At 68.7% G+C, this 25,046-nt stretch carries 24 protein-coding genes; 11 read left to right on the top strand and 13 right to left on the bottom strand.

The annotated features are described in order from the left end of the window. Position 1: 1 nt before the first annotated feature. The 3 genes from O5K39_RS01370 to O5K39_RS01360 all read right to left on the bottom strand — a co-directional run bounded on the left by O5K39_RS01370 (position 2) and on the right by O5K39_RS01360 (position 3,188). Positions 2 to 2,146 carry a protein-disulfide reductase DsbD domain-containing protein gene (locus O5K39_RS01370; protein ID WP_348637121.1) on the bottom strand — a complete coding sequence of 715 codons (2,145 nt, stop codon included), beginning with the start codon at positions 2,144 to 2,146 and terminating at the stop codon, positions 2 to 4. Between the two features lie 118 nt (positions 2,147 to 2,264). Further along, positions 2,265 to 2,696 (bottom strand): OmpA family protein, encoded by a 432-nt coding sequence (locus O5K39_RS01365; protein WP_271147204.1) that lies wholly within the window; start codon positions 2,694 to 2,696, stop codon positions 2,265 to 2,267. A gap of 150 nt (positions 2,697 to 2,846) precedes the next feature. Further along, positions 2,847 to 3,188 carry a glycine zipper domain-containing protein gene (locus O5K39_RS01360; RefSeq protein WP_271145519.1) on the bottom strand — a complete coding sequence of 114 codons (342 nt, stop codon included), beginning with the start codon at positions 3,186 to 3,188 and terminating at the stop codon, positions 2,847 to 2,849. 184 nt (positions 3,189 to 3,372) lie between these two features. Here O5K39_RS01360 and O5K39_RS01355 point away from each other — a divergent pair, with 184 nt between their 5' ends. The 3 genes from O5K39_RS01355 to O5K39_RS01345 are packed head-to-tail and all read left to right on the top strand — an operon-like array spanning position 3,373 to position 5,637. Next, positions 3,373 to 3,741, top strand: a complete 369-nt coding sequence (locus O5K39_RS01355; protein ID WP_271145518.1) for a hypothetical protein — start codon at positions 3,373 to 3,375, stop codon at positions 3,739 to 3,741. Positions 3,742 to 3,788: 47 nt separating this feature from the next. Further along, positions 3,789 to 4,775, top strand: coding sequence for a diacylglycerol kinase family protein (locus O5K39_RS01350; RefSeq protein WP_271145517.1), 987 nt, complete (start codon positions 3,789 to 3,791; stop codon positions 4,773 to 4,775). 4 nt (positions 4,776 to 4,779) lie between these two features. After that, entirely contained in the window at positions 4,780 to 5,637 is an 858-nt protein-coding gene (locus O5K39_RS01345) for a metallophosphoesterase (RefSeq protein WP_271145516.1), read from the top strand. Between the two features lie 5 nt (positions 5,638 to 5,642). Here O5K39_RS01345 and O5K39_RS01340 read toward each other — a convergent pair whose 3' ends face one another. Then, positions 5,643 to 6,050 (bottom strand): GFA family protein, encoded by a 408-nt coding sequence (locus O5K39_RS01340; protein ID WP_271145515.1) that lies wholly within the window; start codon positions 6,048 to 6,050, stop codon positions 5,643 to 5,645. A 75-nt stretch (positions 6,051 to 6,125) separates the two neighbouring features. Further along, a complete protein-coding gene (locus O5K39_RS01335; protein ID WP_271145514.1) occupies positions 6,126 to 6,896 on the bottom strand; it encodes a phosphatase PAP2 family protein in 771 nt (256 codons plus the stop codon). Positions 6,897 to 7,153: 257 nt separating this feature from the next. Between O5K39_RS01335 and O5K39_RS01330 the strand changes: the two genes are divergently transcribed. Next, on the top strand, positions 7,154 to 9,037 hold the full coding sequence (locus O5K39_RS01330) for a ribonucleoside-diphosphate reductase subunit alpha (RefSeq protein ID WP_271145513.1): 1,884 nt from the start codon (positions 7,154 to 7,156) through the stop codon (positions 9,035 to 9,037). Between the two features lie 113 nt (positions 9,038 to 9,150). Here O5K39_RS01330 and O5K39_RS01325 read toward each other — a convergent pair whose 3' ends face one another. Next, on the bottom strand, positions 9,151 to 10,038 hold the full coding sequence (locus tag O5K39_RS01325; protein WP_271145512.1) for an alpha/beta hydrolase: 888 nt from the start codon (positions 10,036 to 10,038) through the stop codon (positions 9,151 to 9,153). 47 nt (positions 10,039 to 10,085) lie between these two features. Further along, positions 10,086 to 10,568, bottom strand: a complete 483-nt coding sequence (locus O5K39_RS01320; protein ID WP_271145511.1) for a Fur family transcriptional regulator — start codon at positions 10,566 to 10,568, stop codon at positions 10,086 to 10,088. 102 nt (positions 10,569 to 10,670) lie between these two features. On the opposite strand from O5K39_RS01320, the gene O5K39_RS01315 reads away from it, so the two are divergent. Further along, positions 10,671 to 12,725 carry a TonB-dependent receptor gene (locus tag O5K39_RS01315; protein ID WP_271145510.1) on the top strand — a complete coding sequence of 685 codons (2,055 nt, stop codon included), beginning with the start codon at positions 10,671 to 10,673 and terminating at the stop codon, positions 12,723 to 12,725. A 230-nt stretch (positions 12,726 to 12,955) separates the two neighbouring features. Continuing rightward, the gene (locus tag O5K39_RS01310; RefSeq protein ID WP_271145509.1) at positions 12,956 to 13,753 is read left to right on the top strand and encodes a SapC family protein; all 798 of its coding nucleotides are present in this window, start codon (positions 12,956 to 12,958) and stop codon (positions 13,751 to 13,753) included. Positions 13,754 to 13,864: 111 nt separating this feature from the next. On the opposite strand, the gene O5K39_RS01305 is transcribed toward O5K39_RS01310, so the two are convergent. Both O5K39_RS01305 and O5K39_RS01300 read right to left on the bottom strand, forming a co-directional pair. Continuing rightward, positions 13,865 to 14,272, bottom strand: coding sequence for an acyl dehydratase (locus O5K39_RS01305; RefSeq protein WP_271145508.1), 408 nt, complete (start codon positions 14,270 to 14,272; stop codon positions 13,865 to 13,867). Positions 14,273 to 14,283: 11 nt separating this feature from the next. After that, positions 14,284 to 15,303 (bottom strand): NADP-dependent oxidoreductase, encoded by a 1,020-nt coding sequence (locus O5K39_RS01300; RefSeq protein WP_271145507.1) that lies wholly within the window; start codon positions 15,301 to 15,303, stop codon positions 14,284 to 14,286. Between the two features lie 350 nt (positions 15,304 to 15,653). Here O5K39_RS01300 and O5K39_RS01295 point away from each other — a divergent pair, with 350 nt between their 5' ends. Then, complete coding sequence (locus O5K39_RS01295) at positions 15,654 to 16,010, top strand: hypothetical protein (RefSeq protein WP_271145506.1); 357 nt, start codon at positions 15,654 to 15,656, stop codon at positions 16,008 to 16,010. 75 nt (positions 16,011 to 16,085) lie between these two features. Here O5K39_RS01295 and O5K39_RS01290 read toward each other — a convergent pair whose 3' ends face one another. Further along, positions 16,086 to 16,886 (bottom strand): response regulator, encoded by an 801-nt coding sequence (locus O5K39_RS01290; protein WP_271145505.1) that lies wholly within the window; start codon positions 16,884 to 16,886, stop codon positions 16,086 to 16,088. Between the two features lie 232 nt (positions 16,887 to 17,118). On the opposite strand from O5K39_RS01290, the gene O5K39_RS01285 reads away from it, so the two are divergent. The 4 genes from O5K39_RS01285 (at position 17,119) to O5K39_RS01270 (ending at position 19,931) form a co-directional block, all read left to right on the top strand. Further along, positions 17,119 to 17,328: a NepR family anti-sigma factor gene (locus O5K39_RS01285; protein ID WP_271145504.1), complete on the top strand. Its 210-nt coding sequence runs from the start codon at positions 17,119 to 17,121 to the stop codon at positions 17,326 to 17,328. Continuing rightward, complete coding sequence (locus tag O5K39_RS01280; protein ID WP_271145503.1) at positions 17,325 to 17,945, top strand: sigma-70 family RNA polymerase sigma factor; 621 nt, start codon at positions 17,325 to 17,327, stop codon at positions 17,943 to 17,945. Before O5K39_RS01285 ends, O5K39_RS01280 begins: the two co-directional genes overlap by 4 nt. Positions 17,946 to 18,046: 101 nt before the next feature. Beyond that, positions 18,047 to 19,738 carry a sensor histidine kinase gene (locus O5K39_RS01275; protein WP_271147203.1) on the top strand — a complete coding sequence of 564 codons (1,692 nt, stop codon included), beginning with the start codon at positions 18,047 to 18,049 and terminating at the stop codon, positions 19,736 to 19,738. Between the two features lie 52 nt (positions 19,739 to 19,790). Beyond that, positions 19,791 to 19,931: an entericidin EcnA/B family protein gene (locus O5K39_RS01270; RefSeq protein WP_271145502.1), complete on the top strand. Its 141-nt coding sequence runs from the start codon at positions 19,791 to 19,793 to the stop codon at positions 19,929 to 19,931. A gap of 6 nt (positions 19,932 to 19,937) precedes the next feature. Here O5K39_RS01270 and O5K39_RS01265 read toward each other — a convergent pair whose 3' ends face one another. From O5K39_RS01265 to putA, 3 genes are all read right to left on the bottom strand, one after another. After that, positions 19,938 to 21,134 carry an NAD(P)/FAD-dependent oxidoreductase gene (locus tag O5K39_RS01265; RefSeq protein ID WP_271145501.1) on the bottom strand — a complete coding sequence of 399 codons (1,197 nt, stop codon included), beginning with the start codon at positions 21,132 to 21,134 and terminating at the stop codon, positions 19,938 to 19,940. After that, entirely contained in the window at positions 21,131 to 21,817 is a 687-nt protein-coding gene (locus tag O5K39_RS01260) for a DUF4893 domain-containing protein (RefSeq protein ID WP_271145500.1), read from the bottom strand. The genes O5K39_RS01265 and O5K39_RS01260 overlap by 4 nt, the downstream gene beginning before the upstream one ends. A 95-nt stretch (positions 21,818 to 21,912) precedes the next feature. Beyond that, the gene (gene putA / locus O5K39_RS01255; protein WP_271145499.1) at positions 21,913 to 25,038 is read right to left on the bottom strand and encodes a bifunctional proline dehydrogenase/L-glutamate gamma-semialdehyde dehydrogenase PutA; all 3,126 of its coding nucleotides are present in this window, start codon (positions 25,036 to 25,038) and stop codon (positions 21,913 to 21,915) included. Positions 25,039 to 25,046 lie beyond the last annotated feature (8 nt).

Below are 25,046 nucleotides of genomic sequence, written 5' to 3'. Positions count from 1 at the left end.
TCTAGGCTGGTCCGGGGGTCTGAAGGGCTTCGGCGACCACCCCCGCGGTCAGCAACTGAGGGAGGATACGCGGGCCGGGCGTGTTCGGATGATAGACGAGATAAAGCGGCACACCGGAGCGGCCGTGGCGGGACAGTTCGCGGGCGATGACGTCGTCACGGCGGGTCCAGTCGGCGACGAGATAGACGGCGTTGGATCGCTCCAGGGCGCGGCGGGTCGCGGCCGTGGACAGAGCCGTGCGCTCGTTGATCTTGCAGCTGACGCACCAGTCGGCGGTGAAATTGACCAGGACCGGTCGCCCCTGGGCGAGCGCGGCCTCGACCCGCGCCGGGGACCAGGCGTCGGCGGGGATGGGGCGTTCGGCCTCGAGCGCGGGGACGGCACGAACGGCGAGGACGGCGAGGGTCAGGGCGACGACGACGCCGAGGCGGCCGACGATGGGGGCCCAACGCTGGCGCGGGGCGATCCGGTCGGCGAGGGGGCCCATCGCGATGGCGGCGAGGGCGGCGACGACACAGGCGGCGGCCAGCCAGGTGGTGGCCAGGGCGTCGGTCTGGCGCGCGAAAACCCAGACCAGCCACAGGGTGGTGGCGAACATCGGCAGGGCCAGCAGCCGTTGCAGTCGCACCATCCACGGGCCGGGTCGGGGCAGGCGGCGCAGCAGGCCCGGCGACAGGCTGATCGCCAGATAGGGCAGGGCCAGACCCAGCCCGAGCATCCCGAAGACCGCCAGGGCCGCCGGGGTCGGCATCAACAGGGCCGCGCCGAGCGCAAAGGCCATGAAGGGGGCGGTGCAGGGGGCGGCGACCACGACCGCCAGCATGCCGGTGAAGAAGGCCCCTGCTGCACCCGACAGTCTGGACAGCCTTGATCCGCCCAATCGCTGAAGGCCGGCTCCGATCTCGAAAGCGCCCGAAAGGTTGAGCGCGACGGCCAGCATCAGCAGGGCAAGGCTGGCCACTACGGCCGGTGACTGGAGTTGAAAGCCCCAGCCGATCGCCTGGCCGCCCGCACGCAGCGCCAGCAGCGCCGCCGCCAGGGCGAGGAAGGTCGTCAGCACCCCCGCAGTGAAAAGAATGCCGTCGCGGCGGGCCTCGGCCGGATCATGTGCGGTCCGGGTCAGGGAGGCCGCCTTCATGGCCAGGACGGGAAACACGCAGGGCATCAGGTTCAGGATCAGTCCGCCCAGGAAAGCGAGCAGGGCCGCGTGCAACACGGCGGTCCAGGTCGTCGCGCCCGGGCCGGTGGTCTGGCCGAAGGCGTCGGGGATGGCGGTCAGGCCGCCGGTGCCGCTTGCGCCCGGCAAGGGTGGGCCCGGTTCGGCGGTGATCTCCCAGGCCCCGGCGTCGGTGGCGAGGACGCCGATGACGGGGCCTGCGAGGCCCGTGCCGAGCACGCCCGGTTTGGCGGCGAGCGACAGGGTCACGCCTTGCGACCCGCGCTGGCCGAACTGGGCGGCGGCGTGGTCCATCACATCGGGATCGTAGGGGAAGAAGGCCGCCTGGGTCAGGTCGGCACCGGCCAGTGGCCCGCCGGTCGCCGTGAGGCGCAGGGTCTGGCCGTCGAGGGTGGCATGGGCGGTGATCCCGGCCGGGCGCGGGGCCGTCTCGACGATCGACTGGACCCTGCGGCCCCAGGCTCCGGCCGGGGGTGCGGCACCCTCGCGGATCGGCAGGTCCAGCGTCAGGGTCAGGGTGTCGGGGACGCACATCTCGTCGCTGCACACGAAGAAACCGGCTTCGACGGTCAGCCGAACGGTCGAACCCGGTCGGGCCGATGCCGGGATCTCGACCGGGACGGGCAGGAAGACTTCGCCCTCATAGCCATAGTTGGTCAGGCCCTGGAGCCGCTGACGCTGGGGCAGGGGCCAGACGATGTCACCGGCGCGGACACCCTGCGGCAGGCGCCACGACAGGGTCGTCGGGCCGCCGGAATCGCCGGGATTGCGCCAGTAGGTATGCCAGCCGGGCTGGACCTTCTGGCGGACGGCGACGATGGCCGTGGAGCCCGGCGCGGCCCAGGCGGACATGGGCACGAGCTCGGCCTCGATCCGCTCGGTGCGCTGGGGGCCGGGCTGGACCGGTTGAGCACCCGCCGGTGCGACGAGCGTCAGCCAGGCGGTGAGGAACAGCAGAAGCAGGCGCAAGGGGCGACGGTCCGGCGCAGGAATGCGGGGTTCGACCTATAGCCAGCCGCCCGCGCCTGCGCCATCGCGCCGAAACGCCTCAGGTTCGTGATGCGGTTGAGCCGCGGGGCCGTGAGGATCATAGGCGGGGCGCGGCCTCGACCAGAACCTCTGTGCGACGACGCAGGGGTTCACGAATGCCGTTGGGATCGGCCGCGCCCTCGTCGCCGACGGCGGTGACATCGAACACGGGGGCCGGCCAGCCGGCGCCTTCCAGGGCCTCGACCACGGCCGTGGCGCGGCGGGCCGACAGTTGCTGATTGGCTTCGGCCCCGCCCCGCGCGTCGGCAAGGCCGACGACCCGCACCGACCTGATGTCGCAACCCTGAAGCTGGGTCGCCGTCATGCCGATCGCCTGACGGGCCGGTTCGGTCAGTCGCGCCTCGGAATCGGCGAAATAGATTTCGAACTTCATGGGGATGCAGGTCGGAGCCGCCGCCACGACCGGACCCCGGTCGAGCATCCCCTTGGCCGTCCCGCAACCCGCCAGCCCCACCGCCAGCAAGCCCATAGCGATCACGCCCCTCATCATGCCAGCCCGCCCCATCGTCCGCATCTCCCAAAGGCCGCATAGGCCTGTTCATCTCGCCATAAGGGCGGCGCGCCGTCCCGACGCACCGCCCTCAAGACATCTTCGTATCAGCCGAGAGGCTGACGACGACTACTGGCGGCGCTGGCCGTTTTCCCAGTAGCACTCATTCTGGCGACCGTCGTAGCAGTAGTAGTAGTTGCCCGAATTATCGCGGTAACGTTGCTGGTTGTTGCGGTCCTGTTGCGAGCCGCGGATGGCACCGACGGCACCGCCGGCGGCTGCACCAATGAGAGCGCCGGTGGCGGCGTTACCGCTGCCGACGTTGTTGCCGATGATGGCACCGGCGACGGCGCCGAGGCCGGCGCCGATGGCACCCTGGCGGACCGTCTGGTTCGGTGTGCCGTACGGGTCGCTGGCGCAGGCGGAAGCCAGCAGGCCGGCGGCGCCAATGGCGATGATTGCCTTGTTCATGATCTCTGATCCTTCATCCCGGATGAGGCCCGGTTCAGGGCCCTATGTTCGCCCCGAGGGGGAGAACGCTGGATTATGGCACAGGTTCCCTCCCTATGCGCGGTCAGAACGATGCCATAGTCTGTCCTTGGGGGGCCGGCGGGGTGAAAACGGTCCGGGGCACGTTCGACGAGAGGGGTAGATTATGCATTTTCCTGAGCCGGTCCGTATGACCGACAGCGACACCGGACACAGCCCGGTCTGGGCGCGCAGCAAACGCCGCCGCAGCAGTGGTGGGGGCGGCGGCGCCTTCTTCGGGTTCCTGGTCTTCCTGCTGGCCCTTTTCGGGGCCGTGGTGATCGGGATGTCGATCAAGGAACGGTCCGTCGCCGGGGGTGGCGCGGCCATCGACGGCTGGATCGCGACCGGCAAGGCCTCGGTCATGCAGGCCATCGGCAAGGCGCCCGCCGCCGCCGACGTCGCGGTCGAGAAGGCCGGGGACGCCGCCGCCGCCACCGGCGACGCGGTCCAGGCCGAAGCCGCCCAGACGGCCGACGCGCTCAAGAAGCAATAGTCACGCTTGGCGGCGGAACGGCGGCGGTCACGGCGCGTTCGTGCGCCATGACCGAGACATTCACCGACCGGCCGACCGCATCGACGGCGGATGATTCATCGACCGATGCGCAGATGGCCGAGGCCGCTGCCATGGAGGTCCGCACCCTGACGACCCACGTCGAGATCAAGCGGGTGGTCGTTCTGGTCAATCCCTTGTCCGGCTCGGTGGGGCCAAGGGCGGCCGGAGAGGTCGAGACCATCCTGGCCGAGTATCCGTGCGAGTCCGAGGTGGTGTCGCTGGACGGCAGCCGGATCGACGCCCAGATCGACGAGGCCCTGACGTCGAAGCCCGATGTACTGTTCGTGCTGGCCGGAGACGGTACGGCCCGCGCAGTCGCGTCGAAGGCCGGACCCAAGGGCCCTCTGGTCGCCCCCCTGCCCGGCGGCACGATGAACATGCTGCCCAAGGCCCTGTACGGCACCACGGACTGGAAGGCGGCCCTGCGCAGCGCCCTCGAGGACGGCGCGCCCCAGTCCGTCTCCGGCGGCATGGTCCAGGGCGAGGCCTTCTATTGTGCGGCGATCCTGGGGTCGCCCGCCCTGTGGGCACCGGCGCGGGAAGCTATGCGGACCGGCAAGCTCTCCCTGGCCTGGGCCTATGGGCGACGCGCCCTGCGCCGCGCGTTTACCGGCCGGTTGCGGTTCTCCTTGGATGGCGCGCCGAGGAAGAAGACCGAGGCCCTGGTCCTGATCAGCCCGATGATCTCTCGCGCCTTGGACGAGCCGGTCGGGCTGGAGGCCGCCGCGATGGACCCGTCGGATACGTCTCAGGCCTTCCGTCTGGCGGCGACGGCCCTGTTCAGCGACTGGCGCAAGGATGCCTCGGTCACCACCAAGCCGGCGCGCATCATCGACGTCTGGGGGCGCTCGAAGATTCCCGCCGTGATCGACGGCGAACCGACCCTGTTGCCGCACGAGACGCGCATCACCTTCATCCCCCGCGCCTTCCAGGCCCTGGCCCCCAATCCGCCGGCGGCGGAAGACAGCGTTTGAGCGGGTGAGCAGTGGCCGCCTGATCCAGTTTTCCGACGTTCACTTCGGTGTCGAGCACAAGCGCGCCTGCGCCGCCGCGCTCGACTATGCTCACGCCGACCCGGTCGACCTGATCCTGATCACCGGCGACGTGACCCAGAAGGGCCTGCCCGACGAGTTTCGCGCCGCCGGCGAGTGGATACGGGCCATGCCGGAACCCAGCTTCGTTGTCGTCGGCAATCATGACGTGCCCTATTACAGCGCCCTGGACCGGCTGTTCTGGCCGTGGCGGGCGTTCGAGGCGGCGACCGGCCATCCGGCCCACGACGGCGAGTTCCGCTCGGACACCCTGATGGTGCGCGGCGTGACCACGGCGCGGGGATGGCAGGCTCGGCTGAACTGGTCCAAGGGCGTCATCGACCTGGGCCAGACGCGACGGGCGGCGACGGCCCTGCGTCAGGCCCCGCCCCGGGCCCTGCGTATCCTGGCCTGTCACCACCCGCTGATCGAGATGATCGGCACCCCCATGACCGGCGACGTCAAGCGCGGCGAGCGCGCCGCCGTCATCTTCGCCGAGGCGGGGGTCGATCTGATCATGACGGGCCATACCCACATCCCCTTCGCCCTGCCGATCGACCTGTCGGACCGCTGTTCCTATGCGGTCGGGTGCGGAACCCTGTCGCACCGCGAGCGGGGCGCGCCGCCCAGCTTCAACGAGGTCGTGTGGACGCCGCACGAGATCATCGTGACGGTGATCCAGTGGACCGGCTCGGTGCTGGAACGCGGCCAGACCTGGCGTCTACCGCGCCGCCAGGACACGCGCCACGCCGAGACGGCTCCCGATCCGCAGGCGGCAGGCGTGCTGGAGACGGCGGCGAGCTGAATCCGTCAGTCGGGATCGCGCTCGAACACCTCGACGTCGGCCGGCAGGACGACCCAGGGGTGACGGCGGATGTCGTAAACGCTGTCGGACGGCGGCGGGAACTGCGGGTCTGCGAAACAGCCCACCGCGATCGAGACCGAGCGATCCTCGTAGCCGTCCTCGGTATGGAAGACGTTGGAGCCGCAGGTCGGGCAGAAGCGAAAGCGGAACCGCGCGCCCTGGTCGCCGGTACGGACGTACTCCGTGGCCTCTCCGGTGACGGTCCAGGGCGGTCGGAACCCAGCCAGGGTCGCGAACACGCTGCCGGTCCGGCGTTGGCAGGACAGGCAGTGGCACAGGCCGACGCCGCGCGGCTCGCCCTCCACGGTGATCGACAACTGGCCGCAGTCGCAGGCGGCGGTGTGGGTGGTCATGGGCTGCGCCTGGGTTTGGGCCTGGGGGCTGGTTTTAGCCTTCTGCCGGGAGATCAGTCGCGACTTCTCCTGATCTCAGGCGACAGACCCGCTCTCGGCCGTCGGGGACGGGGCGTCCTGAAGCGCCGCGTGGTGGGTCTTCTGGCGGCGCTCGATGGCGTAGGAGACCAGCCACAGGGCCATGGCCCAGGCGGCGCCCACGCTCCAGCCCGCAAACACGTCCGAGGCCCAGTGGGCACCCAGATAGATCCGGGTCAGGCCGACCAGAAGGGCGATCAGGATGGCGACGCCCAGGACGTAGGCCTTGAAATGCTTCTCCGGGAAGGCGCGGGTCAGCATGACGCCGAGCGACAGGTAGAAGACCGCCGACAGAAGGGCATGGCCCGAGGGGAAGCTGGCATTGATGGTCTCGGTCGCCTGATAGATCGCGGGCGGGCGGGCGCGCGCGAAGACGGCCTTCAAACCCTCCGACAGGGCGACACCGCCGATCAGGCCCAGCACCAGCAGCAGGGCCGACAGGCGTTTTCTCTGGCTGATCAGGAACACGATCACGATGGCGGCGAACAGGGTCAGGACCGATATCCCGCCCAGCGACGTCAGGTCGGCCGCCGCCTCCTTCAGCCACCACGGCCCCCAGGGGCGACCCGGATCGTCGGCGAAGGGGCGCAGGGCGGACAGCACCATCTGGTCGAAGGCCTGGCCGTCGGCCTCGGTCATGTCGTCGGCGACCTCGATGAAGGTCATGATCCCGAAGGCAATGATGAGCAGGGCACCGAGGACGGCGAATTCGGTGCGGGCGAGGCGGTAGGCGCGGCGCGCGAAGGGCATCAGGTCGGAACTTTGCATCGTCGCCTAACGGCCAAGCTGGCCCGCCGTTCCCCTCACGCGCTCGTGATCGCGGGGTCGTATGCGCGTCACCGTGTTTCCACAGGCTTGTCCCGCCTTCCCTGACTGATTCGCGAACAAAGTGATCGTCAACCCCGTTGACGGGTCGTTAGCCATCTGTGCCCTATATGTGGGCTCAGGGGATGGTTCGGCCACAAGATGCTGTGTCCGGCCATGAGCGGCTTCACTTGCGATTTTGTTCAGGACGTTGACGAAACATGGCTGGCCTAGAAGCGTACAAGACCTCGGAATTCGCTTCGCTTTCGGGCGATCGAGGGACGGCCAGGCCGCAGCTTTCCGTGGTCCGCAGCCTGGATCTGGACCGCTCGCGTGACGACCTGCTGACCGACTTCGGCAAGAAGACGCTGGAGGATCGCTACCTGCTGGCCGGCGAAAGCTATCAGGACATGTTCGCCCGGGTGGCCACGGCCTATGCCGACGACCATGACCATGCCCAGCGGGTCTATGACTATATGTCCAGGCTCTGGTTCATGCCCTCGACGCCGGTGCTGTCGAACGGCGGCGCGAACCGCGGCCTGCCCATCTCCTGCTTCCTGAACGCGGTGTCCGACAGCCTGGACGGCATCCAGCAGGTGTGGAACGAGAACGTGTCCCTGGCCTCGAACGGTGGCGGCATCGGCACCTACTGGGGCGGGGTCCGCTCCATCGGCGAGAAGGTCAAGGGTGCCGGCCAGACCTCGGGCATCATCCCCTTCATCCGCGTGATGGATTCGCTGACGCTGGCGATCAGCCAGGGGTCGCTGCGCCGGGGTTCGGCGGCGGTCTATCTGGACGTCCACCATCCGGAGATCGAGGAGTTCCTGGAGATCCGCAAACCCTCGGGCGACTTCAACCGCAAGTCCCTGAACCTGCACCACGGGCTGAACATCACCGACGAGTTCATGGAGGCAGTGAAGGCCGGCGCCCAGTTCGGCCTGCGTTCGCCCAAGACCAACGAGGTCCTGCGCCGCGTCGACGCCCGCACCCTGTGGCAGAAGATCCTGGAGATCCGGCTCCAGACCGGCGAGCCCTATCTGATCTTCTCCGACACGGTGAACCGGCAGATGCCGCAGCACCAGAAGGACCTGGGCCTGAAGGTCAAACAGTCGAACCTGTGCAGCGAGATCATGCTGCACACCGGCATCGACCACCTGGGCATCGACCGGACGGCGGTCTGCTGCCTGTCGTCGGTGAACGCCGAGAAATTCCTGGAGTGGCGCGAGGAGCCCCGCTTCATCGAGGACCTGATGCGGTTCCTGGACAATGTGCTGGAGGATTTCATCACCCGCGCTCCGCCCGAGATGAAGGCGGCGGTCTATTCGGCCAAGCGCGAGCGGTCGGTGGGCCTGGGCCTGATGGGTTTCCACTCCTTCCTGCAGGCGCAGGGCGTGGCGTTCGAGAGCGCCATGGCCAAGTCGTGGAACATGCGGTTGTTCAAGCATCTGCGTCGCGAGGCCGACAAGGCCAGCCGCGTCCTGGCCGAGGAAAAGGGCCCCTGCGAAGACGCGGCCGAGCGCGGCGTCATGGAGCGGTTCAGCCACAAGCTGGCCATCGCCCCGACCGCCTCGATCTCGATCATCTGCGGCGGCACCTCGGCGGGCATCGAGCCGATCCCGGCCAACATCTATACCCACAAGACCCTGTCCGGGTCGTTCGCGGTCAAGAACCCCTACCTTGAGGAACTGCTGGACCTGAAGGGCCACAACACCGATGCGGTGTGGAACTCGATCCTGGAGAACGAGGGCTCGGTCCAGCACCTCGACATCCTGAACGACGACGAGAAGGGCATCTTCAAGACGGCGTTCGAACTGGACCAGCGCTGGGTGGTCGAGCTGTCGGCCGACCGGACGCCCGAAATCTGCCAGGCCCAGTCGATCAACCTGTTCATCCCCGGCGACGTCAACAAATGGGACCTGCACATGCTGCACTGGTCGGCCTGGGAAAAGGGCGTCAAATCGCTCTACTACCTGCGCTCCAAGTCGGTGCAACGCGCCGCCTTCGCGGGCGCCGAGGACAAGGCCGAGGCCGAGATCGACCCGGACCAGCCGGACCTCTTTTCGGCCGCCCAGACCGACTACGACGAGTGCCTGGCCTGCCAATAGGCTTGGGCGGCTTCGCAGCGCGCTGACGCTCGGCCCGCGGTGCCTCGCTGCTTGAGCGCAAGCGGGCCGTGCCTTCTCCTCCCCATCGGCCAAGTGGCTGGCGTGGAGGAGACCTACACCGCTGCGTCGAACAGGGCGTCTCTGGCGATGTCGGGGTGGGTCATGGGAAACAGGTGGCCGCCGGCGATCGTGTCGACGGTGAGGTGGGGCAGGCGGCGCGGATCTGGAGCGAGGCTGCAGACCGAGCCCTTTTCGGCCTTCAGCACCCGGACGGGTTTGTCGAAGCGGCGCAGGGCCCGCCACGGGTCATGGCCCTGGGCGGCGTAGTTCGAGGCCTCCCACTCGGGTGGGCAGGCCAGACGGACGCCGTCCCCGTCCGGGGTGAACGCGCCGGACACATAGTCGGCCAGCATCATGTCGGACCAGCCCCTGAAAGCCCCGCGACCGCGCCAGGAGTCGAGGGCCTGCTGCGGGGTGTCGAACCGCTCACGGCGTCGGATCGCGCCCTTGGTGATCGGCCAGTGGCGCGTCCACTGGCGAAGACCCGGGATCGCCATCATCAGGTTCAGGCCGCGCGGCAGGACGACCGGGTCGAACATGACCAGGCGCGCGACCTTGTCCGGTCGCTCGGCGGCGGCCAGCAGGGACGAGGTGCCGCCCATCGAGTGGCCGGCCAGGGCGACCGGCGGGCCGTCGAGCGTGTCGAGCAGGGCGACCAGATCCTCGCGGTGGTCATGCCAGGTCCAGCGGTTGCGGGTCTCGGTCGGCAGGGCGGTCTGGCCGTGGCCGCGCAGGTCGGGGGCGAGAATCCGCAGCGAGGCCGACAGGGGCGCCAGCAGGGACCGATAGGTGGCGGCATTGAAGCCGTTGGCATGGACGAAGACCAGATCGACGGGACGGCGCGCATCGCCGAAATCCAGCACCGACATCTCGCCGGCCCCCCAGCGGTGGCTGACCGGGATGGTCATGCGGCGGGGCGGGGTCAGGAGGGCGGCGTCCATGGGCTCAATCTAGGCGCGCCGGGTCGCGTGCGCCAGCATCGCCGGGATCAGGCGGTCCGGCAGTCGGAACACCGGCCGTGGCCCTCGATGGTGATGCGGTCGATCGCATAGCCGGCGGCGTCGGCGGCCAGGGCGAAGGTCTGGCCGACGGGAGTGGTGACTTCCTGCGCCGCGCCACAGCAGTCGCAGATCAGGAAGGCGGCGGCGTGGTCGGCCCCGTCGCTGGATCCCGCGCAGGCGACATAGGCGCTGATCGAGGCGATCCGGTGGGCCATCCCCTTGCGCTCAAGGAACTCCAGCGCGCGGTAGACGGTGGGCGGCTTTGCGGCCTGGCCGTCGGTGCCATAGCGGGCGATCAGGTCATAGGCCTTGACCGGCTCCCCGGCCGCCAGAAGCAGTTCCAGCACCCGGCGGCGCGGCGCGGTCATCCGCTCGCCCTCGGCCGTGCAGCGGGCCTCGGCCGCCCCCAGGGTCCGGTCGATCGCGGCGGCGTCGAGGGTATCGTGGTCGTGGTCGTGGCCGCAGCTCATGGGTTGAAGCTAGGGGCTCCGCCGCCCCGCCGCAACCAAAGGCGCTTGACGTCGTGTGATGTTATCTCATAACACTTGATCGTCTCCCCGACCGAGGTTCCCATGTCCGTGTATCGCCCCGCCGTCTCGACGGCCCGTCTTCTCCTGCTCACGGCGGCGGCGTCCGCCCTGGCCGGCGTCGCAGCGGCCCAGTCGAACCCGCCCGCCCAGCCCGACGCCGTGCTCGACGACGTGGTGGTGACCGCATCCCCGTTCGGAGTCAGCCAGCGCGCCTCGACCATCGCCACCGACGTCATCGACGAACAGGCCCTGGCCACCGCCCCGGCTCAGTCCCTGGGCGATCTGCTGGCCGGCCAGCCGGGCCTGCGCTCGACAAGCTTCGCGCCGGGGGCCAGCCGGCCCGTGATCCGGGGCCTGTCGGGGCCGAGGGTCCAGGTCCTGACCAACGGCATCGGCCTGATCGACGCGTCCTCGGTGTCGCCAGACCATGCCGTGGCCACCGACCCGGCCGAGGCCAATCGCATCGAGGTGGTGCGCGGGCCGTCGACCCTGATCTACGGCGGCTCGGCCATCGGTGGGGTGGTCAACATCCTCGACAACCGGATTCCCACCGAGATGCCTGAGGGCGGCATCGACGGCGTGATCTCGACCCAGGCCTCCAGTGTCGACGACGGCCGTTCGATCTTCGGTCGGGTGACGGTGGGCGCCGGCCCGTTCGCCTTCAACATCGACGGGGTCAGCCGGTCCACCGACGACTATGACATCCCCTCGCCCGCGCGCTCGCAGCGTCTGGCGGACGAGGACGGCGAACCGCGCGGACCGGGCGGAACCCAGCCCAACTCGTACACGGATCTCAAGGCCTGGGGCGTCGGCGGCAGCTATATCGGGGACAAGGGGTTCTTCGGCGTCTCCTACAAGGACACCGAGAGCGAATACGGCACGGTGGCCGAGCCCACGGTCTTCATCCAGCTGCATCAGACGCGCGAGGACGTGCGCGGCGAATACAATTTCGATGCAGGCCCCTTCCGCACACTGCGGGGCAGCTATGGCCATGCCGAATATACCCACACCGAGTTCGAGGGGCCGGGTGAGCCGGGCACCGTCTTCAACTCCGACGGCCAGGAGGGCCGGGTCGATCTGATCCAGCGCAAGAGTTCGCTGTTCGGCGGCGAGTGGAACGGGGCGATCGGGTTCCAGGGCCTGACGCGGACCTTCGAGGCGATCGGCGAGGAAGCCTTTGTGCCGACCTCCACGACCGACGAAGCAGGGATCTATACGGTCCAGCGCATCGATAGAGGCCGTGTCGGGTTCGAGGGCGGGCTGCGCTACGACCGCCACACGGTGTCGGCGACGCCCCTGGGCGGCGTGACCGAGCTGAAGCGGGAGTTCGACAATGTCTCGGCCTCGATCGCCGGCTTCCTGCGGCCGGCACCCGGCCTGTCCCTGGGCCTCAGCCTGGCGCACAATGAGCGGGCACCGTCCGAGGTCGAGCTGTTCGCCGACGGCCTGCACATCGCCACCGGCGCTTATGAGACCGGCGACCTGACGCTGGACACCGAGAAGGTCAACACGTTGGAGGCCACGGCTCACTACGACGACGGGCGCTTTTCGGGCGACCTGCATCTGTACGGATCGAAGTACGACGGCTTCATCGACGAGCGGCCGACCGGCGGGGTCTTCACCTCCGACGAGGGCGAAGAGTTCCCGATCTTCCAGTTCGTGCAGACCGACGCGACCTTCTACGGCTTCGAGGCCGAGGGTGAGTATGCGTTGTGGGAGGCGGGCGCGTCGAAACTGGCTCTGGAAGGCGCGGTCGATTACGTCCACGCCGAAACCGATCTGGGGCCCGCAGCGCGCATTCCGCCGTGGTCGGTGACCGGGCGACTGGCCTGGACGTCCAGGCCGTTCGATACGACGCTGGAGGTCCGTCACGTCGCCGAACAGGACCGGGTCGCCGATCTGGAACGGCCGACCGACGCCTATACATTGGTCAATCTGACGGGAGCGTGGAGGCCGCTGGCGGATCGCAACGTCACCGTCTTCGCAGAGGCGCGGAACCTGACCGACGAGGAAGCGCGCGAGCATGTGTCCTTCCTCAAGGACATCGCGCCGATGCCGGGCCGGAATTTCCGCGTCGGGGTGGCGTACCGGTTCTGATGCGGCTTCTCCCTCCCCCTCGGGGGAGGGTGGTCGAAGCGCAGCGAAGACCGGGTGGGGAGGGCAGAGCGAAACGGCGCTGATTTGGCTTGCCGCCCCCACCCGGTCGCTACGCGACCTGCCCTCCCCCGAGGGGGAGGGAGATGCAGCGACTGAACCGTCCCGTTTGCGACCTCGTCCGCGATCCGCTAGACAGCCCGCCTTCCTCTTAATCCAGAGCCTGCGCGTCCATGACCGACACCACCGCCCCTACCGCCGAAGGCCAGCTGGCCGGGACTGTCCTGTTCTACAATCGGCCCGAGCCCCTGTCGGCCGACACCCACGGTTCGCTGGGCGCCAACCCGGTCGAGAAGCCCTATGCCTTCGTGGCCCAGACCCACGTCGTGCCGCTGACGGTGACCGAGTTCGCGCCGGCCGCCCTGTCCTTCCCGGTGGTCTTCCTGGGCGACAACAAGCAGCCGGTCGCCGTCATGGGCCTGCGCCAGTCGGAAAACCTGTATGTGGACGCCGCCGGCGACTTCAAGTCCGACGCCTATATTCCCGCCTATGCCCGTCGCTATCCGTTCGTCTTCGCCAATGACGAGCAGCAGGGCCGGATGATCCTGTGCATCGACCGCGACGCCAAATTCATCGTCGAGGGCGGCCAGGTGCCGCTGTTCGAGAACGGCCAGCCGTCGGCCTACGTCAACCAGGCGATGGAGTTCTGCAACAATTTCGAACAGGAGCGCCAGCGCACCGAAAGCTTCGTCAAGCTGCTGACGGACCTGGACCTGTTCCACACCCGCGAGGCCGTGTTCACGCCGCGCGATGAGCAGGGCAACCCCGGCACGCCGCAGAAGCTGGCCGACTATTTCGCCGTGTCGGAAGAGAAGCTGAAGGAACTGCCGGCCGAGAAGCTGGCCGAACTGCGCGACAACGGTGCCCTCGGCCAGATCTATGCGCACCTGGTGTCGCTGCTGGGCTGGGACCGGCTGATCGCGCTGGCGTTTGCGCGCGCGGCGGCGATGCCGACGGCGGCCAATGCGTGATTGGTGATTGGTGATTGGTGATTGGTGGCTGGTGGCTGGTGGTAGGTGATCGGCGCGGCCGACACGCTACGATCCACTAGCCACTAGCCACTAGCCACTAGCCACCAGCCACTATCTCCTGACGAACAACGCCCGGGTCAGGCAACTGAAGACCAGCCGGCCGCCTTCATCCAGCAGGTCGTGCTGGGCGATGACGATGCCCTTTTCGTCGCCGACCGGGTCCTTGCCCATCACGGTCATGCGGCCGCGCAGCAGTTCACCGGCCGGCGGATTGCGCATGAAACGCAGGCCGTCGACGGCCAGGACCTTGGACTGGGCCCAGCCCGCCGCCTTCTCCGCGGCCAGCCGAGACCACAGGGCATAGGTCATGGCGTCGGGGGCCCCATAGGCGACGTCCCAGCCCGGCGCGAACCGTTCTGCGAAGGCCTCGATGGCCGGTTCGTCCACGGCGACGGCCCCCAGCTGGATCACCTGTCCGTTCTCGAGATCCTCGAAATGGACATGGAGGGCGTCGCTCATGGGCAGGGTTCCTAAGCGGCCGGTTCTTCCGACACGCGAACCAGCAGCTTGCCGTCATGGTCGCCGGTGAACAAGCGATTGAGCGAGGTCACGGCGCCTTCCAGGCCATTATCGACGTGGACCTTCCACTTGACCTTGCCCTCGGCCAGCCAGGGGCCGAGCTCGGCGACCATTTCCCGGGCGCGGGGCGAATAGTCCATGACCAGGAAGCCCTGCATGGTCATCCGGTGGGTGATCAGGCGGCTGAGGTCCGGCGTGGGCGGGCGCTTCGTCGCGTTGTAGGCCGACACCATGCCGCAGACGGCCATGCGAGCCCCGATGTTCAACCGGTTCCACACCGCCACCATGATGTCGCCACCGACGTTCTCGAAATTCAGATCGACGCCGTTGGGGGCCAGCCGGTCCAGCGCCTCGCCGACATCCTCGCCCTTGTAGTCGATGGCGGCGTCGAAGCCGAGATCCTCGACCAGCCAGCGGCATTTGTCGGGCCCGCCCGCAATGCCGATGACGTGGGCGCCCTTCTGTTTGGCGATCTGGCCGGCGATCGAGCCGACGGCCCCGGCGGCGGCCGAGATGACCATGACCTGGCCGGGGGTGGGCCTGAGCACGTCGGTGACGCCGAAATAGGCGGTCATTCCGGTCATGCCCATGACCGACATATTGGCCGTCAGCGGCAGGCCGGGCGCGCGGTGGACCTTGGACACGCCCGTATCGGGCACCACGCCATAGTCGGCCCAGCCCCCCATGGCCGTGGTGACGATGTCGCCGGTCCTGAACCGGTCCGACCGGCTGTCCTCGATCACGCCCAGGGTCAGGCCACGCATGACGTCACCCAGCCCCACCGGCGGCAGATAGCCGACCGAATCGTTCATCCAGGTGCGGTTGGTCGGATCGAGCGACAGATAGAGGGTGCGGATCAGGACCTCGCCGTCCTTCAGCGCGGGCGTCGGGCTTTCGATCAGTTCCAGGTCGTCGTGCTGGACCAGACCCTGCGGCCGCTTCCTGAGAATCCATTGACGATTGAGGGGCATGGTCGTCTCCCGTGAAGCGCCCGGCCGTTCGGCCCGATGCGCGTTGCGTTTCCAGACCCACTTGTCCTGCAACGTGACCCGGCTGTCGAGAGGACAAAGAAAAAGGCGACCCTTGCGGATCGCCTTCAAGTGGCATCATCGAGAATGAGGCGCGGAGGCGACAGACTGGCTCTCGCCAGTCTCAAGTCGGGGGGCGTCGCCGCCTCCGCAGACATACAACGAGGTCCGCCGACTCTCGTTCCCCCAGAACCGAACTTTTTTCGCCCGCCGCGTGAGCGGCAGGGGGAGCGGAACGGCAACGCTCCCCATCCGTTTGCTCGTCAGCTTCAATATCAACGGGCGGAACGACCATGACCCCAGAAGAAACCGATCGCGCGACCAAGACCGCCGATGCCGTCCACGAACTGCGTCCCGTCGGCTCCGAATATGTCCGGGGCGGGCGACCGGGCGGCCGTATCCTGCTGATCCTGATCGTATCCGCAGGCGCGGCGGCCGTGCTGCTGCTGGGGATGTGGTTCCTGTCCAACGGCGGCTTCGCCAGCCAGAACCCGAACAACGGCCAGCAGGCGGTCGATGCCCAGGCCTTTTCCGACGACGCCCCGACGCCCCCTGCCGCCGATGCCCCGACGACCGCGACCGGTCAGGCCGCGCCGGTCGCGACCGGGGACGCGCCCAACGTCAACGCCCCGACCCAGCCCTCGAACTGAAGTCTGGCTGAGCGCAAGAAAAAGCCCCGGTCGCGTGAGCGGCCGGGGCTTTTCGTATCGGGTGTTCGCCTTGGGTCAGGCGGCTTCCTTCTGGCGCGAGGGGTGGAAGAACAGCGCCTGGGAGATGGCGGCCTTCACGGTCTCGGGCTGGAACGGCTTGGTGATCAGGAAGGTCGGCTCGGGACGCTCACCGGTCAGCAGCCGCTCGGGGAAGGCGGTGATGAAGATCACCGGCACGTCGAAACGCTTCAGGATGTCCTTGACCGCATCGATGCCCGACGAGCCGTCGGCCAGCTGGATGTCGGCGAGGACCAGGCCCGGCCGGTGACGGGCGACCGCATCGACGGCCTCGTCATGGGTCGTCGCCGTGGCGGTGACATTGTGGCCCAGTTCCTTGACCAGGCTTTCGATGTCGGCCGAGATGATGGCCTCGTCCTCGATGATCAGGACGTCGGTGGCCAGTTCGGCGTCGATCTCGGCCTGGGCCGAACCGATCAGCCGCTCGACGTCATGAACGTCGGCCGACAGGATCTGGGCGGCCTCGGAGGGGGTGAAGCCTTCGAGCGCGGTCAGCAGGAAGGCCTGGCGCGAACGAGGCGCGATGCGCATCAGGCGGCCCGAGGCGTCGTCGCCGCTGCGGCTTTCGAGACCGCTGGCGTCTTCGAGCTGGGCACCGGTCGAGGACCAGATGGCGTGGAAGACCTGATACAGGGCGACGCGGGGCGTCATGTCGGGCGACAGCTGGCGCTCACCGGCAGCCAGCGCCTCCAGGGCGACACGGACGTAATTGTCGCCCGTCGCCTGATCGCCGGTCAGGGCGCGGGCGTAGCGGCGGACATAGGGCAGGTGCGGCGCAAGTCTGGCCAGTAGGCTCATATCGTAGAAATCCCCGACATATCAGTCATGCACGCCGGGAACCCGGCCGTGCGATGGGCGTCAAACGTATCACAACCGCCACGGTTCCATGGCTGAGCGTCAACCTTGACCATAAAATGCGTTGTTGTCAGGAACTCTGTCCAGCGGCCGACGTTGGGAGGTCCACAAGCAGCCGGCGAGATAACGTCGGCGGTCTTTCTGAATGCGTGCAACGGGTGGCGGCGACTTGTCCATGATCGATAATCCAGACTCTTCACGGCGCAAGCCAACCCCACTGGGCGGCGAAGCCGGGCTGGAGGAGGCGCGTCTGCGACAGCAGGCGATCGGCGTGAAACTGCGTCACCTGTTCGACGAAGTGGTCAATGAGCCGGTGCCGGACGAGTTCCTGGCCATCCTGCGGTCGGCAGACGACAAGGCCAACGGCGACAAGGGCGGCGAATGAGCACGGCCGTTCCCAAGCCCCCCGCCCCGCCCAAGCCCCCATCCGCCGATGACGCCGGGTTCAAGCGCGAGCTGGTCACACTGATTCCGCACCTGCGCGCCTTTGCACGCACCCTGACCGGTGATCCGACGGCCGCCGACGATCTGGCCCAGGATGCCATGATGAAGGCCTGGGACGCACGGGCCAGCTATCAGATGGGCACGAACATGAAGGCCTGGACCTTCATGATCCTGCGCAACCAGTTCTACTCTGAGAAGCGCCGGTCCTGGCGTCAGTCCCAGCTGGACCAGGAAGCGGCCGAACGCACCCTGGTGGCCGTGGACGATCCCGAGGCCCCGGTCGCTCTGGACGAGCTGCGCATGGCCCTGAACACCCTGCCCGAGGAACAGCGCGAAGCCCTGATCCTGGTCGGTGCCGGCGGCTTTGCCTACGAAGAGGCGGCCGAGATCTGTCAGTGCGCGGTGGGAACGGTGAAAAGCCGCGTCAGCCGGGCCCGGAAGGCCTTGCTGGCCACGCTGGAGCGCGGCGGATACGCCCGGGACGGCCGTGCGGCGGGTGACGCCATGCGTTCCATCCTGGCCGATGCGGATCGTCTGAGCGCCGTCAGGCAAGGCTGAGCGTGGGCAGGCTGACCCGGTCCTGGGGGCGCGGCCTGGGTCGTGGTCTCAGGCCCCAATCGACACGCTTTCAGGGCATTCGGTTCCGGCTGGGCTTTGCCATGGCCCTGGCGTTGTTGCCGATCGTCCTGCTGGGTGCCGTCCAGACCCAGGCTGACTTCCGCCGGCAGGATGCCGATCGCCGCGCCGACCTGCAGCTTGCCGCAGGGCGAACGGCCGCGACGACGAAAGCCCGGCTCGACAGCGCATTCGTGCTGCTCGAGGCGCTCAGCCCGGAGTCGCTTGGTGCCGACTGCAGTCCTCGACTGACCGCCCTGGTCGATCGGCTGGACGGTTATGAAGCCCTTTACCGGGTCTCGGCGACGGGTGAGCCGATCTGTGGTTCCCGGTCCTTTTCCCCCACGACCACAGCCGAGACTGTACGCGCCCGGGTCTGGTTCCAGCGCGTCCGGGCGGGCGAGGACACGGTCGCCGTTCGATCCATCCGCGCCAATGGTGAGGAGCCCGCGCTCGTCGCGGCCGTTCGGATCGAGCGGCCAATGGGGCGGTTCGACGGGGTCATGACGGCGCTGCTGCCGCTGCAAAGTCTCCAGCCCGACATCACCGATCCGGCCCTGCCCAAGGGTGCGCAGGCGGCGCTGACCGACGCCGACGGCAATCTGCTGATCGCGACTTACCCGGAGGCGTTCGCGCTGAAGGGTGACACGCCGCTGACCGGTTGGGTCGAGCGGGCACGCACCAGTGGGTCGGGACTGTTCGAGGCAGATGACGTGCGGGGTCAGCACCGGGTCTATGCGGGCGCGGCCCTGGCGGGGCGCGATGTCTATGTGCTGCTGTCCGCACCGGCACCGGGACTGCTGTCCTGGGCGCGGCTGAATCCGATCGGGTCGCTGCTGCTGCCGCTGGGAGCCTGGCTGACGGCGTTTGCCGCGGTCATGCTGGTGTCCGAGCGGATCGTGGTGCGGTGGCTGGACTATCTGGAGCGGATCGCGGCCATCTATGCGCGGGGGCGGTTTTCCGTGCGCCCGGTGCAGGCGGCCCACGCCCCCTCCGAGATTCGCCTGCTGGCCCAGACCCTGGACGAGCTGGCCGAGAACATCACCAGCCGCGACGCCATGCTGAACGAGAGCCTGGGCGAGAAGGACGCGCTGATGCGCGAGATCCATCACCGGGTGAAGAACAATCTACAGATCATCTCGTCCCTGCTGTCGATGCAGCAGAGGGCCCTGACGGACGGGCCGGCCAAGGCGGCGCTGGGCGATACGCGCCAGCGGATTTCGGCCCTCGCCCTGATCTATCGGACGCTTTACCAGTCGGACAACATCCGCCACGCCGACGCGCGCGAGTTCCTGACCGAACTGGTCGGACAGCTGGTCGCCTCGGACGCCGGGCGGGGTCCGGTGGTGTCGAGTTCGATCGAGGCCGACAGCCTGGTCGTCGATCCCGACAAGCTGGCACCCCTGGCCCTGTGGCTGGTCGAGGCGGTGACCAATGCCCAGAAGCACGCCTTTGCGGGGCGGGGCGGCGATCTGCAGGTGCGGTTCAAGGTCGACGGCGCGACCAGCGTGCTCGAGGTCCAGGACGATGGGCCCGGCCCGGACGAGGAGGCCGTAAAGGGCGGCGTCGGGCGCACCCTGATGGGGGCCTTCGCCAAACAGCTGAGGGGCGAGGCGGAAACCCTGCGTGCGCCGAACGGCGGCACCATCGCCCGGATGACCTTCGCCACGCCCGAAGCCGTCACCCCGACCGATCCCGGCGATGTGGTCGGAACGGAGCGTCGCGCGCGGCGTTGATCCGCCAGATGCGACAGGCTCCTCTTCGTCGCCAGTTCCGAGAGTATTCGCCATGCGCAAGCTGTTCGTCCTGTTCGCCGCCGCCGCCGCCCTGACCACCGCCGCCTGCAACACCGTCGCCGGCGTGGGCGAGGACACCACCGCAGCCGGTCAGGCCGTGACTGGTGCCGCCAACGAAGCCAAGGGCAACTAGGCCGGGCTAAGCCTTAAGGCGCGGATCGAGCAGAAGGCCCGACACCGTCGCGGCCAGCAGTCTCGGCGCGAACGGCATTCGCGCCGCCTTGCCCAGGATGTGATCGCGCACCCAGGGCAGCAGTCCGCCGTCGGCCTGATAGAAGGGCGTGAACCCCAGGCTCAGCGCCTGATACAGCCGGATGTGCCAGCGGCGCGTCCGGCCGTAGGCCGTCAGGGCGTCGCCGAGATCGGCATGGGTGTTCAGCGCATCACCCAGCGCCATCGCATCCAGCAGCCCCATGTTGACGCCCTGACCCAGTTGCGGACTGGTCGAATGGGCGGCGTCGCCGACGATGGCGAGGCGGTCGGCGACCGGCCGGGCCAAGGTGTGGTGGCCGTAGCGGGCCAGGGTCAACATCTCGGGATTGGTGATCTCGTCCAGGATCGGTGCGACCTGGGGCCAGAGCGACAGCACCTCCGCCTTCCAGACATCGAGACCGGCTTCGAGCCAGGCGTCGTGGTCGCCGTGCTTCAGGCTCCAGAAGAAGGTCGCCAGACGATCAGGCGCGTCCGGTCGGGCACCACAGGGCAGGACGCCGATCATCTTGGACGCACCGCGATAGACCTGTTGCAGGGCCCCTTCGTCGAAGGGCGCGCCCGGCCAGGCGACCGTGCCCCACAGGGCACCCCAGGCCAGATCCATCCGCCGCGCGCCATGGGCTTTTGCGATCGGCGAGCGGGCACCCGAGGCATCGACGATCAGGTCGAAGGCGGTGCCGGTCCGACCGGCGCTGTCGGTCAGGCGACCGGCGGATGCGGACGCGGCCTGATACCCCGTCTGGAATTCGACACCCTGCGCGACACAGGCCTGATGCAGTACATGGAAGATGGCGGAGCGGTGGACGCCCAGGGCCGGTCGCGGCGACCTCAGATCGTCGAGTCGAACGTCCAGCACGACCCGGCCCCGCCGCGCCTCGCGGCCGATGACATGGATCAGGGGCTGGCCCAGGGCCTCGACCTGTGCGGTCAGGCCCAGCCGGTCGAGGACATGCAGGCCCGTGGGCTGGAGCATGAAGCCGGCGCCGACGGGTTTGGCCTCATCGAACCGTTCGTGGACCACGACCTGCCGGCCCTGCCGCGCCAGGATCAGGGCGGTGGCGAGGCCGGTGGGACCGGCACCGACGACCGCGACCGACCGCGGACCTGATCCAGACTTGTTCACGAGGCCGGGATCAGCTCGATCAGGTCGAGGTTGGACTCGTTCTCGGGCCAGGGGATGACCAGGCGCCAGCGCGCCGGACCGATCCGCTCCAGCACGGCGACCAGATCACGCTCGGGCCGCTGACCATAGGAGTTGGCGGCGGGCTCCGACGCCAGGGACATCGACCCCAGCATGACCATGTGGCCGCCGTCCTCGGGGAACAGCAGGCCGGACGGACGCTGGGAGCCCGTGACCTTGGTGAACTTCAGCCCGCGCGGTGTCTGGTCGATGCGGCAGGCGAACCAGCCGTAGACGACGTAACCAAGCCCTTCGGGGCCCCCTTGCGACCCCAGCTTGACCGTGCGGCAGCGATAGTCGCCGGGCGACAGGGCCGGGCCGCGCAGGGCGGCGCGCGGATCGATCAGGGTGCCGACCTCGGCCAGATCGCCCGATCCGGGCTGACGCCGCGCCTGGTCCAGCGCCAGGGCCCAGGCGGCACCACGACGCTGGTACCGGTCCCGGTCGGCCGAGGTGATGATCGCCCGCCAGTCCAGTTGGGTCGCGCCGGGTCCGCCGGGCGGCGGAGGAGGGGGCGGTGCCGGATAGGCCGGCGACATCGGCGGGGGAGGCGGCGGTGGCGGCGCGCTCGCACAACCGACCAGCACCAGCGAGAGACCTAGACCGGCCAGGACGGCGAGACGCATGGGACGGGCTCCGAAACCGCAGGGAAGCGTTGCCGTCTTTAGCGCGTGGAGCGCCTTTGCCGTCAAGACGGTGGGGGCAATTCGTCGCTGCGCCCTTACAGATTGAGCAATGCCGGATCGCCGCCCTGGGCGGAGATGTTGTTGCTGATGGCTTTTTCCGAGGCGTAGCGGATCAGGGAGTTGGGGCCGCCGGCCTTGGGGCCGGTGCCGGACAGGCCTTCGCCGCCGAAGGGCTGAACACCGACCACGGCACCGGTGACGCCGCGGTTGATGTAGACATTGCCGGCGGGGACGAGGCGGGTGACCTCCTCGGCGAAGGCCTCGATGCGCGAGTGGACGCCCAGCGTCAGGCCGTAGCCGCGCGCGGCCAGCTTGCCGGCGACCGTGTGCAGGTCCTTCGGATGATAGCGGACGACGTGCAGGATCGGGCCGAAGACCTCGCGTTCCAGATAGTCGGCGGTCGGGACCTCGGCGATGGTGGGGGCGAAGACGTGGCCCTTGGCATCCGGATGGACCGTGGCTCGGGCGATGATCCTGGCGTCACCTTCCAGGCGCTTCAGATGCGCCTCCAGCAGGGACTTGGCGTCGGCGTCGATGACCGGGCCGATGTCGGTGGCGGGATCGGCGGGGTCGCCGACGACCTGGACCGCCAGCGCGCCCTTGAGACCCTCGATCAGGCTGTCGGCGGCGTCGTGGGGCACATAGAGCAGCCGCAGGGCCGAGCAGCGTTGACCCGCGCTGCCGAAGGCCGAGTTGATCACGTCGTCGATGACCTGTTCACGCAGAGCCGTGGTGTCCACGAACATCCCGTTGAGCCCGCCGGTCTCGGCGATGAAGGGGACGATGGCACCGGGCCGCTCGGCCAGGGACCGGTTGATGGCCCGCGCCGTGTCGGTGCCGCCGGTGAAGGCCACGCCATCGACCAGCGGGTGGGAGACCAGCGCCGCCCCGACCGTCTCGCCGCGACCGGGCAGCAGGGACAGCAGGTCGGCATCGAGCCCCGCCTTGTGGAAGAGGCGCACGGCCTCGGCAGCGATCAGGGGCGTCTGTTCGGCGGGCTTGGCCAGGACCGCATTGCCTGCGGCCAGCGCCGCCGCGATCTGGCCGGTGAAGATGGCCAGGGGGAAGTTCCACGGGCTGATGCAGGCGAACACGCCCCGCCCGTGCAGGACCAGGCGGTTCACCTCTCCGACCGGGCCGTTGAGCGTCTGGGGGCCGCCGAAATCGCGTTCGGCCAGCAGGGCATAGTAGCGACAGAAGTCGGCGGCCTCGCGCACCTCGGCGACGCCGTCGTTCAGGGTCTTGCCGGCCTCGCGGCTGAGCAGGGCGACGAGGCGGTCGAGGTCGGCCTCCAGCGCATCGGCCATGGCGCGCAACGCCGGCGCCCGCTTCGATCCGCCCATCCGGTCCCAGGACGCTTGCGCGCGCGCGGCGGCGTCGGCGGCGGCGTCGATGTCGGCCTGCGTCGCCTCGGAAACGTGACCGAGCACGGTCACGCCGTCATAGGGATTTACCACGTCGGTCGGGTTCGTCCCGGCGCGCAGGCCCCCGCCGATGATCGGGCCACTGGTCAGCTTTTCGGCATCGACCTTTTCCAGCGCCAGGCGGTGGCGCTCGCGGTCGGCGGCCTGAGAATAGTCCCGGCCGAGCGAGTTCTGGCGGTCCATGTACATGTCCTTGGGCGTAGGGATCTTGGCGTGGCGGTCGGGGTGGGCCTCGACCGAGGCGATGGGGTCGGCGGCGACGGCCGAGGCGGGCACCCGCTCGTCCAGCAGGGCGTGGACGAAGGAGGAGTTGGCGCCGTTTTCGAGCAGGCGGCGGACCAGATAGGGCAGCAGGTCCTCGTGCCCGCCGACGGGGGCATAGGCGCGCACGGTCATAGGGCCGAAGGTCGCGCGCGCGGCGTCATACAGCGCCTCGCCCATGCCGTGCAGGCGCTGGAACTCGATCTTGACCGCCTTGTCGCGCGCCATGCGGTGGACGGCGGCCAGCGAGTGGGCGTTGTGGGTGGCGAACTGGGAATAGAGATGCGGCGCCGCATCGATCATGGCGCGCGAGCAGATCAGATAGTTGAGGTCGGTCGCCGCCTTGGTGGTGAAGACCGGATAGTCGGTGCGGCCCATGACCTGGGCCCGCTTGATCTCGGTGTCCCAATAGGCGCCCTTGACCAGCCGGACCATCAGCCGCCGCCCCGATGTCCGGGCCAGCGCGGCGACGCGTTCGATGACCTCCGGTCCCCGCTTCTGATAGGCCTGCACCGCTAGCCCCAGGCCGGTCCAGGCACCGAGGTCGGCCTCGTGCGCCAGCCGGTCCAGCAGCTTCAGCGACAGGGCGAGGCGGTCGGCCTCCTCGGCGTCCATGGTGAAGTTGATTTCGTATCCGGCCGCGATCTTCGCCAGCCGATGGATGCGCGGATACAGTTCGTCCCAGACGCGATCCTCGTGCGTCGCCTCATAGCGCGGCGACAGGGCCGACAGCTTGACCGAGACGCCATGGCCGGCCTCGGGGCCCTGGCCCTTGGCTGTCTTGCCGACGGCGGTGATGGCGTCGGCGTAGATCCGTTCGTAGCGTTCGGCGTCGGCGGTGGTGCGGGCACCCTCGCCCAGCATGTCGAAACTGCATAGCCAGCCCTCGCGGTTGGACCGCTTCAGCGCCGCCTCGATGGTGCGGCCGACCACGAACTGTTCGCCCATGATGCGCACGGCGGCGGCCACGGCCTGGCGGATCACCGGCTCGCCCAGACGGCCGGCCACACGGGTCAGAAAGCCGGGCAGGTCGGTCTTGGCCTGTTCGTCGGCGTCGACCAGCTTGCCCGTCAGCATCAGCCCCCAGGTCGAGGCATTGACGAACAGGCTGTCGGACTGACCCAGATGGCTGGCCCAGTCGGCCGAGCCGATCTTCTCGGCGATCAGCCGGTCGCGGGTGTCTTCGTCTGGCGTGCGCAACAGGGCCTCGGCCAGGCACATCAGGGCCAGGCCCTCGCGGGTGCCGAGCGAGAACTCCTGCAGGAAGCTCTCGACGACACCCTGTTTTTTCTGGCTGGCGCGGGCGTGTTCGACCAGGGCCGTCGCCTTGTCCACCACGGCCTGGCGGCCGGCGGCGTCGAAGGGGATGCGGGTCAGATTGGCGCGGACCGCATGAGTTTCGTCGGCGAACTTGGCGTGATCCAGCGTGTCCCAGTCTTGAGACAGGGCGACGGCGGGGGCGACATGTGCGTTCATCGCGGCTC

This window comes from Brevundimonas sp. NIBR10 (genome assembly GCF_027912515.1).
Taxonomy (GTDB): Bacteria; Pseudomonadota; Alphaproteobacteria; order Caulobacterales; family Caulobacteraceae; genus Brevundimonas.
Note: the sequence above shows the minus strand (reverse complement) of the source record. Positions and strands in the feature narration are given on the sequence as shown.

Excerpts from the sequence above, each read along its gene's own strand:
- O5K39_RS01335 (WP_271145514.1), bottom strand. The coding sequence starts at position 6,896 with ATGCAAAGTTCCGACCTGATGCCCTTCGCGCGCCGCGCCTACCGCCTC.
- O5K39_RS01340 (WP_271145515.1), bottom strand. The coding sequence starts at position 6,050 with ATGACCACCCACACCGCCGCCTGCGACTGCGGCCAGTTGTCGATCACC.
- O5K39_RS01270 (WP_271145502.1), top strand. The coding sequence starts at position 19,791 with ATGCGCAAGCTGTTCGTCCTGTTCGCCGCCGCCGCCGCCCTGACCACC.
- O5K39_RS01355 (WP_271145518.1), top strand. The coding sequence starts at position 3,373 with ATGCATTTTCCTGAGCCGGTCCGTATGACCGACAGCGACACCGGACAC.
- O5K39_RS01330 (WP_271145513.1), top strand. The coding sequence starts at position 7,154 with ATGGCTGGCCTAGAAGCGTACAAGACCTCGGAATTCGCTTCGCTTTCG.
- O5K39_RS01325 (WP_271145512.1), bottom strand. The coding sequence starts at position 10,038 with ATGGACGCCGCCCTCCTGACCCCGCCCCGCCGCATGACCATCCCGGTC.
- O5K39_RS01295 (WP_271145506.1), top strand. The coding sequence starts at position 15,654 with ATGACCCCAGAAGAAACCGATCGCGCGACCAAGACCGCCGATGCCGTC.
- O5K39_RS01310 (WP_271145509.1), top strand. The coding sequence starts at position 12,956 with ATGACCGACACCACCGCCCCTACCGCCGAAGGCCAGCTGGCCGGGACT.
- O5K39_RS01275 (WP_271147203.1), top strand. The coding sequence starts at position 18,047 with ATGGCCCTGGCGTTGTTGCCGATCGTCCTGCTGGGTGCCGTCCAGACC.
- O5K39_RS01280 (WP_271145503.1), top strand. The coding sequence starts at position 17,325 with ATGAGCACGGCCGTTCCCAAGCCCCCCGCCCCGCCCAAGCCCCCATCC.
- O5K39_RS01290 (WP_271145505.1), bottom strand. The coding sequence starts at position 16,886 with ATGAGCCTACTGGCCAGACTTGCGCCGCACCTGCCCTATGTCCGCCGC.
- O5K39_RS01300 (WP_271145507.1), bottom strand. The coding sequence starts at position 15,303 with ATGCCCCTCAATCGTCAATGGATTCTCAGGAAGCGGCCGCAGGGTCTG.
- putA (WP_271145499.1), bottom strand. The coding sequence starts at position 25,038 with ATGAACGCACATGTCGCCCCCGCCGTCGCCCTGTCTCAAGACTGGGAC.
- O5K39_RS01365 (WP_271147204.1), bottom strand. The coding sequence starts at position 2,696 with ATGGGCTTGCTGGCGGTGGGGCTGGCGGGTTGCGGGACGGCCAAGGGG.
- O5K39_RS01260 (WP_271145500.1), bottom strand. The coding sequence starts at position 21,817 with ATGCGTCTCGCCGTCCTGGCCGGTCTAGGTCTCTCGCTGGTGCTGGTC.
- O5K39_RS01360 (WP_271145519.1), bottom strand. The coding sequence starts at position 3,188 with ATGAACAAGGCAATCATCGCCATTGGCGCCGCCGGCCTGCTGGCTTCC.
- O5K39_RS01315 (WP_271145510.1), top strand. The coding sequence starts at position 10,671 with ATGTCCGTGTATCGCCCCGCCGTCTCGACGGCCCGTCTTCTCCTGCTC.
- O5K39_RS01350 (WP_271145517.1), top strand. The coding sequence starts at position 3,789 with ATGACCGAGACATTCACCGACCGGCCGACCGCATCGACGGCGGATGAT.
- O5K39_RS01320 (WP_271145511.1), bottom strand. The coding sequence starts at position 10,568 with ATGAGCTGCGGCCACGACCACGACCACGATACCCTCGACGCCGCCGCG.
- O5K39_RS01285 (WP_271145504.1), top strand. The coding sequence starts at position 17,119 with ATGATCGATAATCCAGACTCTTCACGGCGCAAGCCAACCCCACTGGGC.
- O5K39_RS01305 (WP_271145508.1), bottom strand. The coding sequence starts at position 14,272 with ATGAGCGACGCCCTCCATGTCCATTTCGAGGATCTCGAGAACGGACAG.